Here is a 17,310-nt window from a genome sequence, read left to right as displayed (position 1 = left end):
CACATCGATTACGCCGCGGGCCCTTCCCACCCGACCTAACCCGCCGCGCTTCGGCAAGAAGCCCGCGCTGCCCAAGGGCCGCCCGTCGCTCGTCAAGCTCTTCGAGGCCCTGGCCACCCCCCACGCGGTGGACCGCTACCTGGAGCTCGTCAACCCCATGGTGACCGTGCGCGACCTGCGCGCGAGGATCACCAAGGTCGAGCGGCACACCAAGGACACCGTCACCCTCGAGCTGCGCCCCACCCGCCAGTGGAAGGGCTTCGAGGCCGGTCAGTTCGTGCAGATCGGCGTGGTCGTCAACGGCGTCCGCCACACCCGTTGCTTCTCGCCGGCCAACTCGGTGCACCGCCCCGACGGTCGCCTCGAGCTGACGATCAAGGCGCACGCCGACGGCTTCGTCTCCCGCTACCTGCGCGAGAACGCCAAGCCCGGCCTGATCGTCGATCTCGCCCAGGCCAACGGCGTGTTCAAGCTCCCGGCCAAGCGCCCCGAGAAGATCCTGCTGCTCAGTGGCGGCAGTGGCATCACCCCGGTGCTGTCGATGCTGCGCACCCTCGTCGACGAGGGCCACCAGGGCGACATCACCTTCCTGCACTACTGCGACACCATCAACGACGTTCCCCACGCCGACGCGCTGCGCGATATCGCCGCCAAGCACAGCAACGTCACCCTGCTCATCGCGTCCACCCTCCCCGGTGGTGGCGGTGACCTCCAGGGATTCTTCGGTACCGAGCACGTGGACATCGCGGCGCCCTGGTTCGCCGACGCCGAGACGTTCCTGTGCGGCCCGCCGCCGATGATGAACGCCATCCGCGCCTACTACGACGAGCGCGGCCTCGGCGAGATCCTGCACACCGAGGAGTTCCAGGTGGCCGGCAGCGTGGCCGCCGACACCGAGGACGCCACCGGCACCATCGCGTTCTCCAGCAGCAACGTGCAGCGCGACAACTCCGGCACCTCGCTGCTCGAGGAGGCCGAGTCCGCCGGGCTGAGCCCCGAGTACGGCTGCCGGATGGGCATCTGCTTCACCTGCACCGCCGTCAAGAAGTCCGGCTGCACCAAGAGCCTGCTCACCGGCGAGATCAACGATCTCCCCGACGAGCCGATCCAGCTGTGCGTCTCGCAGGCTGTCGGCGACGTAGACATCGACATCTAGGCACGACCGGGGCCTCCGCGCAGGCCCCTCCACCCCACGCGAAACCCCAGGACAACACCCGTGACGGTGCCCCCATGCCAAGAACGGGAAACCAGAAGGAGACACATCATGGCTGTCATCAACCTCCCCGTCACCCCGCCCGCGATTCCCGGCCGCGCGCTGCGCCGCAAGGCCACCTCCACCCTCGCGAAGGCGCCCATCGCCGGACGCGCCTTCCGCCCGGCCGCCGAGCGTGCCACCGATGAGCCGGTGCGCCTGACGCCGGAGCAGGTCGAGGAGTTCGGCCGCGAGCTCGAGGCACTGCGCGCCCGCATCGTCGCCGACCTCGGCGACAAGGATCGCGACTACATCTACAACCTCATCAAGGTCCAGCGTGGCCTCGAGGTCGCCGGCCGCGGCCTGATGTACGTCCTTCCAGCATGGCCTCTCGCCGTCGCCTCCCTCGGGGTGGCGAAGATCCTCGACAACATGGAGATCGGCCACAACGTCATGCACGGCCAGTACGACTGGATGAAGGAGCGCGGCCTCAACTCCCGCGTCTTCGAGTGGGACAACGTGTGCCCCGCCGACCAGTGGCGCCACTCGCACAACTACATGCACCACACCTTCACCAACATCCTCGACATGGACCGCGACATCGGCTACGGCATCCTGCGCATGGACAAGGACCAGAAGTGGCACCCCTACTTCCTCGGCAACCCGGTCTACGCGTTCCTGCTGATGGTGCTCTTCGAGTGGGGCGTGATGCTCCATGACCTCCACGCCGAGGAGTTCATCAAGGGCCAGCGCGACATGGGCGAGGTCAAGAAGCTCGCCAAGGGCTGGCTCGGCAAGGCAGGGCCGCAGGCGCTCAAGGACTACGTGATCTTCCCGGCGCTCACCGGGCCACTGTTCCCGACCACGCTCGTCGGCAACGCCGCGGCGAACCTGATCCGCAACGTGTGGGCCTACAGCATCATCTTCTGCGGCCACTTCCCCTCCGGCGTGCAAGTGTTCACCCAGGAGGAGACCGCCAACGAGACGAAGGCGGAGTGGTACCTGCGCCAGATGCTCGGCTCGGCCAACATCACCGGCGGCAAGCTGTTCCACATCATGTCGGGCAACCTGTCGCACCAGATCGAGCACCACCTCTTCCCCGACATCCCGGCGTTCCGGTACCCCGAGATGGCGCCCGAGGTGGAGCGCATCGCCACCAAGTTCGGCCTTCCCTACAACAAGGGTGGCTTCACCAAGCAGATCGGCTCCGTGTGGGGCAAGATCTTCAAGCTCGCCCTCCCGGACTCGCTGGTCAGCCACGATGAGCCCGCTGGCGTGATCATCGAGCGCAAGGCCGAGGAGGCAAAGCAGCCCGCAGCGTGATCCGCGCGGACGCATGAGACAAGGCCCGGGCAGGGCAATCCCCGCCCGGGCCTTGCTGCGTGCTAGGGCGCGGAATCCCTGCTACTTGCCCAGTACGGGCACGTCCTCATGGTCGGTGAGCCACACGTGCGCGAGTTCCTCCAGCTCCCCCGCGTGATGCAGCTTCCGCAGCGCCAGCGACGCGCATTCGGTGAAATCGCTGTCCTTCTCCAGCACGAGGCCGAGGAACTCGGTGACCTCGTTGGGCGCGGGGAAGCGGCCCACGACCACACCGTCCGCGAGCTGGTCGTTCGCGATGCGCACCGCGGTCGGCAGATCCGCCACGAGCGTCTCGATCTCCCCGGCCGCGAGCGCGGTGGCCGCGTCGGCAACGCTGGGGTAGCCGACCGGTTTGGTGTCGGGCTCGATGGAATGCGTCGCCGAGTACATGCTCGTCGAGCCCGCGTCCGCCCCGATCGTCAGGTCCTGCAGGTCGTCGAGCGTCGATGCGTCCGCGGCGGGGGTGCCCTCGATCGCCACCACGGCCTGGGCCACGGCATAGTAGGGCTCGGAGAAATCGACATTCTCGCGGCGCTCGCCCATGATGCTGAACTGGTTGATCGCGAAGTCGAACGTCTTGGGCCCTGGCTCGAGCGCCTCGTCGAACGGGACCCGCACGAACTCTGTCGCTGCGGGGGAGTAGCCGAGCGTATCGGCGACCGCGCGTGCGATGGCAGCCTCGAACCCTTGCCCGCTAGCGGGATCGTTGTCGATGATCCACGGCGGGAAGGCAGGGTCATCGACCGCGATGGTCAAGGCCTCGGCAGCCACGGTCCGTCCGCCGCCGGGACCGCAGCGTGCCGGGATGCCACCCGCATCCTCTCTCGGCAGGCGCAGCGAGCCCTGGGGGGTCTGCGCGAACTCCTCCTCCGGCTCCGGGGCGCTGGACCCGCACGAGGCAGCAACAAGGGCAAGGGCGGCGAGCGGCGCGGCGGCTAGGCGGCGCGAGGGTATCAGCATCGATCACGATTCCTCGACGGGTGCGTCCATGATGGACCCATTATGCGGCAAGGCAACTCGGTCGCGGGGCAACCGGAGAGGAACGTTCGCGGAACCGGGCCGCGGCGCGCGCGGCTGGCCAGCGGGAACCGCGCAAAGCGGTCACTTAGGACAGTGGCGGGATCTCCTCGTCCACGGCCAGCCATTCCGCGGCCAGCCGCTCGAGCGTGCCGTCGTCATACATCTGGTCCAGCGCTATGGTGGCGCACTGGGTGAACGGGCCGCCCTTCTCGAGCACGAGCCCATAGAACTCGGTGACCGAGTTGGGGGCGGGGAACTTCCCCACGACCACGCCGTTGTCGATCATGTTCTCCGCGATCTGCACCGCGGTGGGAAGATCGGCCACGAGCGCGTCGATGTCGCCATCGCGCAGCGCCTCCACGGCATCGTCGAATCGCCCGAAGATCTCGGCATCGTCGGGCCCGATCACCGTCTCGACGGCGAACGCGCTGCTCGAATGCTTGTATGCCCCGACCCGGAGGTCCTCGAGGTCCGCAAGGCTCGACGCGTCCGCGGCTTCCGAGCCCTCCAGAGCCACGACCGCCTGCTCCACGGCGTAGTAGGGGGCCGAGAAATCGATGTTCTTCCGGCGCTCGCCCATGATGGTGTACTGGTTGATCGCGAAGTCGAAGTCCTTCGGGCCGCTCTCCAGTGCCTTGCCGAACGACACCCGGGTGAAGGCAACGCTGCTCTCGTCGTAGCCGAGGCGCTCGGCGACCGTCCAGGCGACCGCGGGCTCGAAGCCTTGCTGGTTCATCGGATCGTTGTCGATGACCCAGGGCGCGAAGGCAGGATCATCCACCGCCACGGTGAGCACGCCGGGAACGACGGTGTTCCCGCCGCCCGGGCCGCATTGCGCGGGGAGCGCCAGTGGTGCCTCGTCCGGAAGCTGCAGCGAGCCTGTCGGCACCGCGAGATCCTCGGCCGGATCTGAGGGGCTGCCGCAGGAACTAGCAAGCACGGCAGCGATCGCCACCGGGACGACGATACGAAATCCACGACCTAGCATCATCGCGCCTGGGATCCTCTCGATGGAAATAGGGCAAATCCGATTATGGACCATCGCGGGGCATCCGGAGGCGCAAGCGGCTGACTGGCGCGGAGGCGATGGCGGTGCCCGGCTTGCGGTAGATGCGATGTTCTGGCAGGCAGTGGGCCCATTGCGGCTGATTTGATCACACATTGTTATGTGGAGTGACCTTGTTCATAGCTGCCTGCTGATTCGATGGGAACTCGGATAGTCTCTAGCAGGCTGGTCGACGATGATCACCGCGTACGACGTGCGCGCGGGCAAGCGAGGGGAGGGCATCATTATGGTGGCTTTGCCGCTGCTGGGGACACCCAGGGCAGTACGAAGCATTCCTGCCCGTAGCCTCTCCGTGGCCCAGTCCCTCGTGGAAACGGTGCCCATCCCCGTGCTCCGCAAGCGCCAGCCGCGCGGCGCCCGCCCTGCCGATGACACCGTCCGCCTCACTCTCGCGCAGGTCGAGGAGCTCGGCCGCGCCCTCGACGAGATCCGCGCCCGCCACCTCGCCGACATCGGCGACCGCGACCGCCGCTACATCTACAACCTCATCAAGGCCCAGCGGGCGCTCGAGATCACCGGCCGCGGCCTGTTCTACCTCGGCTTCATCCCGCCGGTCTGGCTCGCCGCCGTCGCCGCGCTCTCGCTGTCGAAGATCATCGACAACCTCGAGATCGGCCACAACGTCATGCACGGCCAGTACGACTTCATGCACGAGCGTGGCTTCAACTCCCGCGTCTTCGAGTGGGACATGGCCGTCCAGTCCGACCTGTGGCGCTACTCGCACAACTACCGGCACCACACCTTCACCAACGTCATCGACCAGGACCGCGACATCGGCTTCGGTGTCATGCGCATGGACGAGGACCGCCCCTGGCACCCCTTCTTCCTCCTTAACCCCATCCTCGGCGCCCTCATCGTCACGTGGTTCGAATGGCTCACCGCGCTGCACGTCCTCGAGCTCGACCACGCCGTGCTCGGCGAGGAGACCGACACCAAGGCCAGCAAGGTCATCGCGCACTGGTGGGAGAAGATCCTGCCCCAGGCGATGAAGGACTACGTGTTCTTCCCCGCGCTCACCGGGCCACTCTTCCCGCTCACCTTCGCCGGCAACGCCACCGCGAGCATCATCCGCAACCTATGGGTCGGCAACCTCGTGTTCTGCGGCCACTTCCCGGCCGGCGCCCAGACCTTCACCGAGGAAGAGATCGCCGGGGAAACGCGCGGCGAGTGGTACCTGCGCCAGCTGCTCGGCTCCGCGAACTTCACCGGATCCAAGCTCCTGCACATCCTCTCCGGCAGCACCGGCCACCAGGTCGAGCACCACCTCTTCCCGGACATCCCGTCCTGCCGCCTGCCCGAGATCGCCGTCGAGGTGCAAGCCCTCTGCGCGAAGTACAACCTGCCCTACAACACCGGATCCCTGCCCTCGCAGCTGCTTTCCGCCTGGGTCCGCATCTGCAAGCTCTCCCTGCCCAAATCCATCGTCGGCACGGAGAAGATCCGCACTGTTATCGTGGAGCGAGACACCACAGCTTCGGCCTAGCGCCCGCCAAGCCGGAGGAGCGTGGCGCCCAGGCCGCACACCCAGCCCGGAAGAAGGAACCATGGTCGGCAAGCTGGAACAGCGCAAGGACATTGCCCAGCAACTCGTCGAATCCGCCGCCACGCACGTCGGCCGCATCACCGTCATCATTACCGGCGCGGTCGCTGGCGTGGCACGTGAGATCGGCGACTGGATCACCGACGGCTTCGAGATGGCCGAGGCCGCGAAGAAGGCCGGCGAGGATGAGCCCCGGCGCATCGAGCAGCCCGCGCCGCGCGAGATCCTCGACGCCGACCACGACGAGGAGTAGCCGGGGCCGCCCGCCGGCGGGTTCGCCCAGCCCCGCCCGCCGGCGAGTGTGCGATCTGCGACAGGTTTTGCGCTCCGAGCTGTCGTATTTCGCACTCTGAGCGACGGAAGTGGCAAGGGGTCGGCCTCGCGAGGCAGCAGCAGGCCCTCAGCACCCGCCAGCCGCGCGCAGCGCCGCACGCACCTCCTCGACGACGAGATCAGGGCGCCGCATCATCGGACCAGTGATCCGCACGACTCGCCAGCCCGCGCGCAGGAGGCGGTTGCCCCGCTCCGCATCGCGGCGCGCTTGCTCGGGATCGGTGAAGTGATGCGATCCCTCGTACTCCACCGCGACTTTCCACCGCGGCCAGGCAAGGTCGGTGCGCCCGATGAACCTGCCGCGCGCATCCCGCACCACGTACTGCGTGACTGCCCTCGGGAGCCCTGCGCGCAGGAGCAGCAGTCGCAGCTCGGTCTCGCGCGGTGATTCAGCGCCAGGGTCCACGAGCCCCGCTAGTGCCCGCAATCGCGCGGCCCCGGGTGTCGCGCGCAGCGTGCTCGCGAGGCCGAGCAGGTTCGCCGGTGCGAGGTCGGTGGCGCGGCAGAGCGCATCGATGTGCTGGATCGCGCTCTCGGTCTCGTGGCGCCGCGCGAGGTCGAACGCGGTCCGGGCAGGGCTTGTCACTTGCATCCCGAGCCGCTCGGTGATGTGGCAGGGGTGGATGCGGTCGCGGTGCGCCACGAGGCCGCGAACCCGCACGATCCTGTCCACCGCCACCTCGGCGGGAGCATCGCTAGGAAGCCAGCGGGTGCCATGCGCGGCAGCGGCCGAGAGGCCGGATAGCACGCATGCACCGTCCGCCCACAGCCATGCCGCGTGGGCCTTCGCCAGCGCCGTGACGGGCGCCGCGGGATCGAGATACACGCCGGGTAGCAGCCGGGTGTAGTGGCGCTGCGCGGTGCGTGTCGGGATGCCTCGGTGGGCGGGCTTGAACGGTTGCACGTGACATTGGACGCGCGCGTGCGCCGTTTGGATCCGTTCCGGGCGAGATTCCCCGCGAGTGTGCGAAAAACGACAGGTCTCGTGCGTGGAGCTGTCGCTTTTCGCACACTCGTTCAGCCAACCAGCCAACCAGCCAACCAGAGCGCTACATCTTCACGCCGATGTACTTCATCTCGAGGAACTCGTCGATGCCAGTGAGCCCGCCCTCGCGGCCGAGGCCGGATTCCTTCACGCCGCCGAAGGGAGCGGCGGGGTTGGAGACGACGCCCTGGTTGATGCCGACCATGCCGGCCTGGAGAGCCTCGCTGACCCGCAGCCCGCGGCGCAGGCCCTCGGTGTAGATGTAGGCCACCAGTCCGAAGGGGGTGTCGTTGGCGCGGCGGATGACCTCTTCCTCGGTGTCGAAGACGCTGATCGCGGCGACGGGGCCGAAGATCTCGGTGTGGGTCATGTCGGCGTCGTCGGGAACCCCGGTGAGGACTGTTGCGGGGTAGAAGTAGCCGTCGCGGTTGAGGCGCTCGCCGCCGAGCAGGACGTCGGCGCCGCGGCGGGTGGCGTCGTCGACGAGGGACTCGACCTTCTGGATGGCGTCCTGGTCGATCAGCGGTCCAACGATGAGCCCGCTCTCGACGCCGCGAGCGGGGGTGTACTTGCTGAGCTCCTCGACGAGCTTGTGGGTGAAGTCGTTCGCGATGTCGCGGTGGACGTAGATGCGGTTGGCGGCGGTGCAGGCCTGGCCGATGTTGCGCATCTTGGCGGCGATGGCACCGGTGACGGCCTCGTCGAGGTCAGCATCGTCGAACACGATGAAGGGCGCGTTGCCGCCGAGCTCCATGGAGGTCCGCATGACGGTCTTGGCGCACTGGCCGAGGAGGATCTTGCCGACCTCGGTCGAGCCGGTGAAGGACAGCTTGCGGCTGCGGGGGTCGTGGATCAGCGGCGGCATGACCTTGGACGGTTCTGTGGTGAGAATGACGTTGACGCTGCCCGCGGGTGCTCCGGCGCGCTGGAGGATCTCAGCGAGGGCGAGCATGGAAAGGGGGGTGGCCTCGGCGGGCTTGATGATGCTGGTGCAGCCGGCGGCGAGGGCGGGCCCGATCTTGCGGGTGCCCATGGCCATGGGGAAGTTCCAGGGCGTGATGAGCAGGGAAGGCCCGACGGGCTCGCGGCGCACGATGAAGCGTGCTCCACCGGCGGGCGCGTCCATGTAGCCGCCATTGATGCGGACGGCTTCCTCGGAGAACCAGCGGAAGAACTCGGCGGCGTAGGCGATCTCGCCCTTGGCCTCGGCGAGCGGCTTGCCCATCTCGAGGGTCATGATCAGCGCGAGGCGTTCTTGCTCGGCCATGAGGATGTCGTAGGCGCGGCGGAGGATCTCGCTGCGCTCGCGCGGAGGCATCGCGGCGAGGCCGGGCTGGGCCTTGTCGGCGGCATCGAGGGCTGCCATGGCCTCGTCCGGGCTCGCGTCGGCGACCTCGCACAGGGTGGCGCCGGTCGAGGGGTCGGTCACTGCCATGGTGCGGTTGGTCTCGACGAATTCTCCGCCGATGAAGAGTCCGGTGGGGACGGAGGCGATCGCGTCGCGCTCGTCCTGGGGCGTGGGGGCCATCGCATCTCCTTGCGGGCATTGCCTACAGTTCCGCAGTCATGGTATGCCTATTGTCAACAATCCGACAATAGGATGACCCCTTCAAGGATGGAGCTGACCGTGACCCGGCTATCGCCACTTCTCAAGCAAGCCACCCCCGTCACCGTCGAGCGCGGCGAGGGCAGCTACCTCTACGGCACCGATGGCCGTCAGTACCTCGACTTCACCGCCGGGATCGGCGTCACCAGCACCGGTCACTGCCACCCCCGCGTCGTGGAGGCTGCCCAGAAGCAGGTCGCGTCCCTCATCCACGGCCAATACACCACCGTCATGCACAAGCCGATGATCGAGCTCATCGGCAAGCTCGGCGAGGTGCTGCCGCCCAGCCTCGACTCGGTCTTCTTCGCCAACTCCGGCAGCGAGGCCGTCGAGGCCGCCCTCCGCCTCGCCCGCCAGGCCACCGGTCGCCCCAACGTCATCGTCTTCCACGGCGGCTTCCACGGCCGCACCGTCGCCGCGGCCTCCATGACCACCTCCGGCACCCGATTCAGCGCCGGGTTCAGCCCGCTCATGGCCGGGGTGCACGTCGCGCCGTTCCCCACCGCCTACCGCTGGGGCTGGACCGAGGAGGAAGCCACTGCCTTCGCCCTGCGCGAGCTCGACTTCCTCTTCGCCACCATCAGCGCCCCCAACGAGACCGCCGCGTTCATCATCGAGCCCGTCCTCGGCGAGGGCGGCTACATCCCCGCCAACACCACCTTCATGCAGGGCCTGCGCGAGCGCGCCGACAAGCACGGCATCCTGCTCGTCATCGATGAGATCCAGACGGGCTTCGGCCGCACCGGCAAGTACTTCGGCCACCAGCACTTCGGCGTCACCCCGGACATCGTCACCCTCGCCAAGGGCATCGCCAGCGGCTTCCCGATCTCCGGCATCGCCGCCTCCGAGGAACTCATGTCCAAGGCCTGGCCCGGCTCGCAGGGCGGCACCTATGGCGGCAACGCTGTTGCCTGCGCCGCTGCCTGCGCCACCCTCGACGTCATCCGCGACGAGGGCCTCGTCGAGAACGCCGCAGCTCGCGGCACCCAGCTCCTCGACGGCGTGACCAGACTCAAGACCGAGGCCGTGGGGCAGACGCGCGGGCTCGGGCTGCTCGTCGGCAACGAGTTCGTCGACGCCGACGGCAACCCCGATGGCGCCACCGCGGCTGCCGCGCAGAAGCTCGCCGCCAGCAAGGGCCTGCTCCTGCTGATGTGCGGCGCCTACATGAACACCGTGCGCATGATCCCGCCGCTCGTGGTCACCGAGCAGCAGGTCGATGACGCGCTCGGCACCTGGAAGGAAGTCCTCGCCGAGATCTAGCCCGCGGGCGCGGCAACCCCGGTCACGTACAGTGCTGCTCATGCGCTCGCCGATCCCCGACTACATGCTCGAAGTCCTCGACGACTGCCGCGGCGCGGACGGTGGCAGCGTCGCCGACTACATCCCTGAGCTCGCCCGCGCTGACCCCGAGCGGCTCGCGCTGGCCATCGCCACCCCCGAAGGCGCGATGTACAGCGCCGGGGACGACGAGGTCGAGTTCTCCATCCAGTCGATCTCGAAGCCGTTCGCGTATGCCCTCGCGCTCCACGACAACACCCTCGAGCCGGTGCTCGAGAAGATCGGGGTGGAGCCATCCGGCGACGCCTTCAACGAGATCTCGCTGGAGGAGGAGACGGGTCGGCCGCGCAATCCCATGATCAACGCGGGAGCGATCGCCACCCACTCGTTGATCCGAGGTTCCGGCTGGGAGGATCGGGCCGAACGCTTCCGGCGCCGCATGAGCCTCCTCGCGAACCGGGAGCTCGCCTTCGACGACGCGGTATTCGAGTCGGAGATGGACACCGCGCACCGCAACCTCGCGATCGGCTACATGCTGCGCACGGTAGGCATCCTCGAGACCGATCCGATCGACATCGTGCGCGGCTACATCCGCCAATGCTCGCTCAACGTCACCACTCGTGATCTCGCGACGATGGCCGCCACCCTCGCTAACGGGGGCGTGCAGCCAGAGACGGGGCGACGAGTGTTCGGCGACCTGACGGTGCGGCAAGTGTTGTCCGTGATGATGACGTGTGGCATGTATGACGCGGCGGGGGACTGGGTGACAACGGTCGGCATTCCGGCCAAGTCCGGAGTGGCAGGAGGCGTGATCGGCGTGCTGCCCGGGCAGGTGGGCATCGCCGCGTTCTCGCCCCGGCTTGATTCCCACGGCAACAGCACTCGCGCGGTGCGGGTGTTCGAGCGGCTGAGCACCGACATGGGCATGCATTTGATGGAGGTGCCGCCGGTGGGGCAGGCGGTCCTGCGCGGAGTGTCGGACCGTGATGGGGTGGCGGTGTTCCGGCTGCAGGGCTCGATCCGGTTCTCCGGCGCGGAAGCGGTGCTGCGGGAGATCGCGGCGCACGAGGTGATCGACGATGGCGTCGTGCTGGACATGAGCAGGGTGAGCGGGGTCAGTGACGTGGCGCGGCGAATGATTCTCGAGGCTGTGCGCCGCCTGGTGCAGCATGACGGGAAGACGGTGCTGCTGGTCGATCCCGATGCGATGCTGGGGGAGCCCGACGCGGGCGAGGGCGTGCGTCCCGATGTGCATCGCGATCTGGATGAGGCGCTCGCGTCGGTGCGCGCGCGGTAGATGACGCCATCAGTGGCCCTGGCCTGGATACGATGGTGCCCGTCGTGCGCGGATCGAGGAGCGGTGTTTGATGAGCAGTGACACGCTGGTGGTGATCGCTGCTGCCGAGGCCGTGATCATCCTTGCCCTGGTGTTGCTGCTGGTGCGCAGCTCCCGGCAGGTGTCGGGCCTGCGGGACGAGTTGCGGAACCACACGGCACGGAGGCTGTTCGCCGGAAGCCGGGACGCAGTGAAGACTGTCTGGAACACGGCCAATCTCGTGCGCACCAAGGGCTTCGGCGCGGCCGTGCGCTCCTCGGTCGAGGACCTCGCGGGATGGGCGCAGGTGGAGCGGCCCGATCTGGCCCGAATGACCGTCGATGGACGCGTGGTAATCCTGTTCTCTGACATCGAGGGCTCCACCACGTTGAACGAGCAGCTCGGCGACCAGGCGTGGGTGCGCCTGCTGGCCAAGCATGATCGGCTGATCCGGCAGGCGGTCTCGCGGCATCACGGGTATGTCATCAAGAGCCAGGGCGATGGCTTCATGGTGGCGTTCAAGTCCCCGGACGATGCGGTGCTGTGCGCGGCGACGATCCAGGACCAGCTCGGGCGCGTGGGCTGGGCATCGCGAGGCGGGGTGCGGGTGCGCATCGGGATCCATTCGGGACGCTCGGTGCGCCGCGGCGATGACTTGTTCGGCCGCAATGTAGCGATGGCGGCGCGGGTGGCGAGCCAGGCCGGTGGTGGTGAGACGCTGATCTCGGAATCGGTGCGCAAGCGCCTCGATCCGGCAGTTCCCATCGTTCTCGAGGGGCATCGCGAGGCCGAGCTCAAGGGCTTCGAGGGCACCCACGTGCTGCACCTGGTGCGTTCGGGCTAGGGCGCGGGCCGCGTTTTCCCGAGGCGCGCGGACCACTCCGCGAGTGTGCGCTCTCGGCCTCCCGTCGCGCGGACCACTCCGCGAGTGTGCGAGAAACGACACGTTCTGGCGGGTGGATTCAGGTGGTCGTCGCAACACCAGGTGGATCCGGTTCCTCGGACAGCATCCTAGCGAGGGCCTCGGCAGGGGTGGCCCAGCGCAGCCGCTTGCGGGGCCGGTCATTGAGCTCGGCGGCGACCATGTCGAGGTAGCCCGGCCCCCACCGCGACAGGTCCGAGCCCTTGGCGAAGTACTGGCGCAGCAGCCCGTTGGTGGGGGCACCTCCCTGCACGCCAGTGCTTGGGGGAGTCTCGTTGCTGCCCCGCTGCCACGGCGAGTGCGGATCGCAGAAGTAGATGTCGAGCCCCGTCGCCCCAGCGATGCGGGCATGGTCGGACATCTCGCTGCCCTGGTCCCAGGCCAGCGAGCGGCGCAGCTGCCCGGGCAGCCCGCCCATCTTCGCGATCATCGCGTCCGCGACGGTGCCCGCGGCGTGGTCGCCGGGCAGGTGCAGCAGCAGCACGAACCCGGTGGCCCGCTCGACCAGCGTGCCGATCGCCGAGCCCGACGCGACCGACCCGAGGATCAGATCGCCCTCCCAGTCGCCCGGAGCGGCCCGGTCCTCGACCTCGGCGGGCCGCTCAGCGATGTTGACCATGCCCGGGATCCGGCCGCGCCGCTGCCCGGCCCCGCGGCGTGGCCTGCGTACCGCCCGCCCGGTGCGCAGGCTGCGGGCGAGCTCGCGCTTGAGCGCGCCACGGCCCTGCACGTAGATGGCCTGATAGATCGTCTCGTGCGACACCCACATCTCCGGATCGTCGGGGAAGTCCTCGCGCAGCCGCCCGGCGATCTGCTCCGGGCTGTGCTTGCGCTTGAGCCGGTCCTGCACCTCGCGGCGCAGCGGCAGGCAGGCCGCGAGCCGGGCCGGCTTGGGCCTGCGGGCCCTGCCGTCGGCATCGGCCTGCGCGGTCGAGGCCCGGTAGGGGATGCGGTGCCGGTCAGCGGGCGAGCGCCGGTGGGTGACCCGGCGCAGCTCCCGGCTGATCGTGCTCGGGGCCCGGCCGAGCCGCCGGGCGATCTCGCGGACCCCGTGGTCGCGCGCGGCGAGCAGCGCGATCTCCTCGCGCTCGGCGAAGCCCAGCGACCGCGCCCGCTGGCCCGCCGTGGCTGGTGGCATCACTCCGCCACGGTCCCAGAACCATGCTCGCCCCTTCACCCGGGACACGCCAGCGGCAGCGGCGGCGTCCTCGATTCCCCGGCCCTCGCGGATGCTGGCCCAGAACCGATTCTCGTGCTCGGCGGGCACCCGTGGACGGCCGCGACGTGCATCCATGCGCAACACCTCTTCTGCTAGAAGGTGTTGCGACCACCCCTTGAACCCAAGGCGGAAATGCTGTCGTTAATCGCACACTCGCGGCGGCCCGGCGGCCCGGCGGCCCGGCGGCCCGGCGCTCAGAGCCCGGAATCGCGGCAGGCACCAAATGACGACGCTACGCGGGCATCTCGCCGACGGTGGTGGACATGTCGACGAGGCCGAGGGTCTCGCCCTGCGGCGACTGCACGAAGCTCATCCGGCCGTAGGGGCTGTCCGATGGCGGCATGAGAATGGTGGCGCCGAGGCTGGTAGCAGCCTCGACGGCCTTGTCGCAGTCCTCGACGGCGAAGTAGACCTGCCACATCGGCGGCACCTCGGCGGGAGCCATGTCGTTGAGCATCATTCCGGCGACACCCTCCCCATCGATCTCGGCGACGAAGTACGTCATGCCCTCGTCCATGCCGAGATCCTTGTAGGTGTAGCCGAAGAGCTTCGCGTAGAAATCCTTCGCACCGTCGATGTCGCGGGTCTGCAACTCGTTCCAGCACATGCCACCGGGCTCGTTGACCAGCGCGGCTCCCGCATGGTTTATCGGCTGCCACAGGCCGACGAACGCTCCCGTCGGATCAACGATGATCGCCATGCGGCCCTCGGACATCACGTCCATGGGCGCCACCGGGACCTGTCCACCGTTGGCGGTGACGGCTTCGGCGATCGCGTCCACGTCGTCGGTAGCCAGATAGGTCGTCCATGCCGACGGCATCTGTTCCATGCCCTCTGGCTTCCCCATGATTCCCGCGGCGACGTGCCCGTTCTTGCGCGCGATGAGGTAGCCACCAGTCTCGGGCGCTGTCTCCTCGAAGTCCCAGCCCATCACGGCTCCGTAGAACTCCCTGGCGCGCGGCACGTCATCGACCGCGCAGTCGGCCCAGCACGGGGTTCCAGCCGGCCAGCCTCTATCCCGGATCGTCATGATTCCTCCTCGTCAAGCGTGCGTGCGGGAGAGGGTGCGGCGGGAAGCTCTCCCTGTGATGCACGTTACGCAGGCGGTCCGACAAGAATCCCTGGATGGGTTACGGCCGCGCGACGGCTTGGCGAAGAATCGGGTCCTGCGCTTTGCCTCGACCGCCGGCTCGAGCCCGGGAGCGGCGGCAGCCCGCATCACGCCTTGTCACGCGGCCCAGTGTCGAGCGGCCCAGTGTCGAGTGCCCCAGTGTCGAGCGCCCCACTGTCGAGCGGCCCAGTGAGGTAGCGCTGCAGGGTAGGCGCGATTTTGCGGATCACCTCTGCGGCAGGAGCGCTGGCTATCGGCTCGATGCGCACGAGGTAGCGAGTGACGGCGAGGCCGAGCAGTTGCGAGAGCGCGAGGTTGGCGCGGAGGCGCCGCTCCTGCTCGTCGCCATCGAGAGCGGTGATGAGGACGGGGACGAGCTGATGGTTGACGAACTCGCGGATCGCGATGGTCATGCCGTCCTGGGCCAGCACCGCGCGCAGGGTGTGCGCGAGGCCTGTTCCGGCGGGGGAGTCCCACACGCTGACGAAAACCTGGGCGAGGCGGTGACCGAGCTCCGCGGAGGGGCCATCGACAATGCCTTCCACGATGTCGACGGGGTTGACCGGGGCACGCATCGCCGCGATGAACAGCTCCTGCTTGCTGCCGAAGTGATGGTGGATGAGCGCCGGATCGACCTTCGCGCGGGCAGCGATGCGGCGGATGCTGGCCTTGTCGAACCCGTCCTCGGCGAACAGTGCACGTGCTGCGTCGAGGATGCTCTCGCGGGTCTCTGCGGGGTCGCCAGGTCGGCGTCCCCGCTGGCTGGGTGGCGGTTGCTCGGGCATGCTGTCCTTCCTGGTCACGGTGCGCGGAGGCGCAGGGTCACGGCGTGCGTCGGCGCAGGGTGGCTGCGGCGAGCGCGAGGGCGAGCGCGACGACCCCGGCCACGATGCCGATGTCGGTCCAGATCTCGGCGGTGGCGGGGGAGGGCGAGGCGATCTCCTGGAGCGCGCTGACGCCGTAGGTCAGCGGGAGCACGTCGCTAATGTGCTGGAGCACGATATTCATCTCCGCGCGGGGCACGAACAGCCCGCACAGCAGGATCTGCGGGAAAGCGATCAGCGGCATGAACTGCACGGATTGGAACTCAGTGCGGGCGAAAGCGCTGGTGAAAAGGCCGATCGAGACGCCGAGGAGGGCATTGACGATGGCCACGATCGCGACGAGCGCGGTGCCAGCGGTGGGGCGGACGTCGAACGCGAAGTAAGCGACGGTGATGGTGACGGCGGCCTGGGCGGTGGCGGCGAGGCCGAACGCGAGGCCGTAGCCGAAGAGCAGGTCGAGCTTGTGCAGCGGGGAAGCCATGAGGCGCTCGAGCGTGCCGGAGGTGCGTTCTCGCAGCATGGCGATGCTGGTGATGAGGAACATGACGGTGAACGGCAGGATGCCGAGCATGATCGTGGCAATGCCCTGGAACAGCATGGCGTTGTCCTCGTACATGAAGTAGAGGATGGTCAGCAGGAAGCTGGGCAGCAGCAGGATCATCGCGATGGTGCGGTGGTCGCGGCCGAGCTGGCGCAGGACCCTGCGGGTGGTGGCGAGCAGGATGCGGATGTTCATGGTGGCCTCCGGGCGTGCGGGCGGTGGCGTGGCGCGGGGGATTCAGCCGCGGTGGGCGAGGGCGAGGAAGGCATCCTCGAGGTCGTCCTGGCTGGTGGCGCGCCGGATGGCGGCGGGCGTGTCATCGGCGATGAGGTGGCCGTCGCGCAGGAAGAGCAGCCGGTCGCAGCGGCGGGCCTCGTCCATGACGTGGCTGGCGACGAGGATGGTGGTCCCCTCCTCGGCGAGCTGGTGGAACATGCTCCAGAGGTCCTCGCGGAGCACTGGGTCGAGGCCGACGGTGGGCTCGTCGAGCACGAGGATGCGGGGGGTACCGACGAGCGCGCAGGCGAGGGTGACGCGGGTGCGCTGGCCGCCGGAGAGGTCGCGGACGGTCCTGGTCCCGGGCAGGTGATCGAGGTGGACGGCGTCGATGGCTTGCTGCACGTCGTTGTGGCTGCATCCGTAGAGCGACGCGAAGTACTGGACATTCTCGGCGATGGTGAGGTCGTCGTAGACGCTGGCGTCCTGGGTGACGTAGCGGACGGTGCCGCGCAGCGACGGTGAGCCAGCGGTGTCCCCGAGGACGGTGATGGTGCCCGACTTGATGATCTGCACGCCGACGAGGGCGCGGATGAGCGTGGTCTTGCCGCTGCCGCTGGGGCCGAGCAGCCCAGCAACGGTGCCCTCCGGGACGGCGAAGCCGAGCGAGTGGAGGACGGGGTGCTTCCCGCGGTGGACGGTGAGGCCGTCGACCGTGATGGCGGTTGTGGTCATGGCGCGCATCCTTATTTCAACGGTGTTGAAATAAGGATAGCG

General features: G+C 68.4%; 16 protein-coding genes. 7 read left to right on the top strand and 9 right to left on the bottom strand.

The window, feature by feature from the left end:
• Window positions 1-67 precede the first annotated feature (67 nt).
• Entirely contained in the window at window positions 68-1,156 is a 1,089-nt protein-coding gene (locus FXO18_RS10965; RefSeq protein WP_235900632.1) for a ferredoxin reductase, read from the top strand.
• Between the two features lie 108 nt (window positions 1,157-1,264).
• Window positions 1,265-2,515 carry a fatty acid desaturase family protein gene (locus tag FXO18_RS10960; protein WP_149361139.1) on the top strand — a complete coding sequence of 417 codons (1,251 nt, stop codon included), beginning with the start codon at window positions 1,265-1,267 and terminating at the stop codon, window positions 2,513-2,515.
• A gap of 81 nt (window positions 2,516-2,596) precedes the next feature.
• On the opposite strand, the gene FXO18_RS10955 is transcribed toward FXO18_RS10960, so the two are convergent.
• Complete coding sequence (locus tag FXO18_RS10955) at window positions 2,597-3,514, bottom strand: ABC transporter substrate-binding protein (protein ID WP_149361138.1); 918 nt, start codon at window positions 3,512-3,514, stop codon at window positions 2,597-2,599.
• A gap of 145 nt (window positions 3,515-3,659) precedes the next feature.
• Entirely contained in the window at window positions 3,660-4,565 is a 906-nt protein-coding gene (locus FXO18_RS10950; RefSeq protein WP_235900611.1) for an ABC transporter substrate-binding protein, read from the bottom strand.
• A 250-nt stretch (window positions 4,566-4,815) separates the two neighbouring features.
• Here FXO18_RS10950 and FXO18_RS10945 point away from each other — a divergent pair, with 250 nt between their 5' ends.
• Entirely contained in the window at window positions 4,816-6,123 is a 1,308-nt protein-coding gene (locus FXO18_RS10945) for a fatty acid desaturase family protein (protein WP_235900610.1), read from the top strand.
• 61 nt (window positions 6,124-6,184) lie between these two features.
• The gene (locus FXO18_RS10940; protein WP_149361137.1) at window positions 6,185-6,433 is read left to right on the top strand and encodes a hypothetical protein; all 249 of its coding nucleotides are present in this window, start codon (window positions 6,185-6,187) and stop codon (window positions 6,431-6,433) included.
• 147 nt (window positions 6,434-6,580) lie between these two features.
• On the opposite strand, the gene FXO18_RS10935 is transcribed toward FXO18_RS10940, so the two are convergent.
• Window positions 6,581-7,417, bottom strand: a complete 837-nt coding sequence (locus tag FXO18_RS10935; protein WP_149361136.1) for a hypothetical protein — start codon at window positions 7,415-7,417, stop codon at window positions 6,581-6,583.
• 145 nt (window positions 7,418-7,562) lie between these two features.
• Window positions 7,563-9,026, bottom strand: a complete 1,464-nt coding sequence (locus FXO18_RS10930; protein ID WP_149361135.1) for an NAD-dependent succinate-semialdehyde dehydrogenase — start codon at window positions 9,024-9,026, stop codon at window positions 7,563-7,565.
• A gap of 72 nt (window positions 9,027-9,098) precedes the next feature.
• Between FXO18_RS10930 and FXO18_RS10925 the strand changes: the two genes are divergently transcribed.
• The 3 genes from FXO18_RS10925 (at window position 9,099) to FXO18_RS10915 (ending at window position 12,544) form a co-directional block, all read left to right on the top strand.
• A complete protein-coding gene (locus FXO18_RS10925) occupies window positions 9,099-10,367 on the top strand; it encodes an aspartate aminotransferase family protein (protein ID WP_223114679.1) in 1,269 nt (422 codons plus the stop codon).
• A 40-nt stretch (window positions 10,368-10,407) separates the two neighbouring features.
• Entirely contained in the window at window positions 10,408-11,682 is a 1,275-nt protein-coding gene (locus tag FXO18_RS10920; protein ID WP_149361134.1) for a glutaminase, read from the top strand.
• A 70-nt stretch (window positions 11,683-11,752) separates the two neighbouring features.
• The gene (locus FXO18_RS10915) at window positions 11,753-12,544 is read left to right on the top strand and encodes an adenylate/guanylate cyclase domain-containing protein (RefSeq protein WP_149361133.1); all 792 of its coding nucleotides are present in this window, start codon (window positions 11,753-11,755) and stop codon (window positions 12,542-12,544) included.
• 118 nt (window positions 12,545-12,662) lie between these two features.
• Here FXO18_RS10915 and FXO18_RS10910 read toward each other — a convergent pair whose 3' ends face one another.
• From FXO18_RS10910 to FXO18_RS10890, 5 genes are all read right to left on the bottom strand, one after another.
• The gene (locus tag FXO18_RS10910; RefSeq protein WP_407936463.1) at window positions 12,663-13,916 is read right to left on the bottom strand and encodes an IS30 family transposase; all 1,254 of its coding nucleotides are present in this window, start codon (window positions 13,914-13,916) and stop codon (window positions 12,663-12,665) included.
• A 157-nt stretch (window positions 13,917-14,073) separates the two neighbouring features.
• Window positions 14,074-14,871, bottom strand: coding sequence for a VOC family protein (locus FXO18_RS10905; RefSeq protein ID WP_149361132.1), 798 nt, complete (start codon window positions 14,869-14,871; stop codon window positions 14,074-14,076).
• Window positions 14,872-15,059: 188 nt separating this feature from the next.
• Window positions 15,060-15,737, bottom strand: coding sequence for a TetR/AcrR family transcriptional regulator (locus tag FXO18_RS10900; protein WP_149361131.1), 678 nt, complete (start codon window positions 15,735-15,737; stop codon window positions 15,060-15,062).
• A 37-nt stretch (window positions 15,738-15,774) separates the two neighbouring features.
• Window positions 15,775-16,512 carry an ABC transporter permease gene (locus FXO18_RS10895; protein WP_149361130.1) on the bottom strand — a complete coding sequence of 246 codons (738 nt, stop codon included), beginning with the start codon at window positions 16,510-16,512 and terminating at the stop codon, window positions 15,775-15,777.
• 42 nt (window positions 16,513-16,554) lie between these two features.
• The gene (locus FXO18_RS10890; RefSeq protein WP_149361129.1) at window positions 16,555-17,268 is read right to left on the bottom strand and encodes an ABC transporter ATP-binding protein; all 714 of its coding nucleotides are present in this window, start codon (window positions 17,266-17,268) and stop codon (window positions 16,555-16,557) included.
• Window positions 17,269-17,310 lie beyond the last annotated feature (42 nt).

Origin of the sequence: Lolliginicoccus suaedae, from assembly GCF_008312885.1 — a bacterium.
Lineage (GTDB): Bacteria > Actinomycetota > Actinomycetes > Mycobacteriales > Mycobacteriaceae > Lolliginicoccus > Lolliginicoccus suaedae.
The sequence above is the reverse complement of the archived record's forward strand: the minus strand, read 5'-3'. Positions and strand labels throughout refer to the sequence as shown.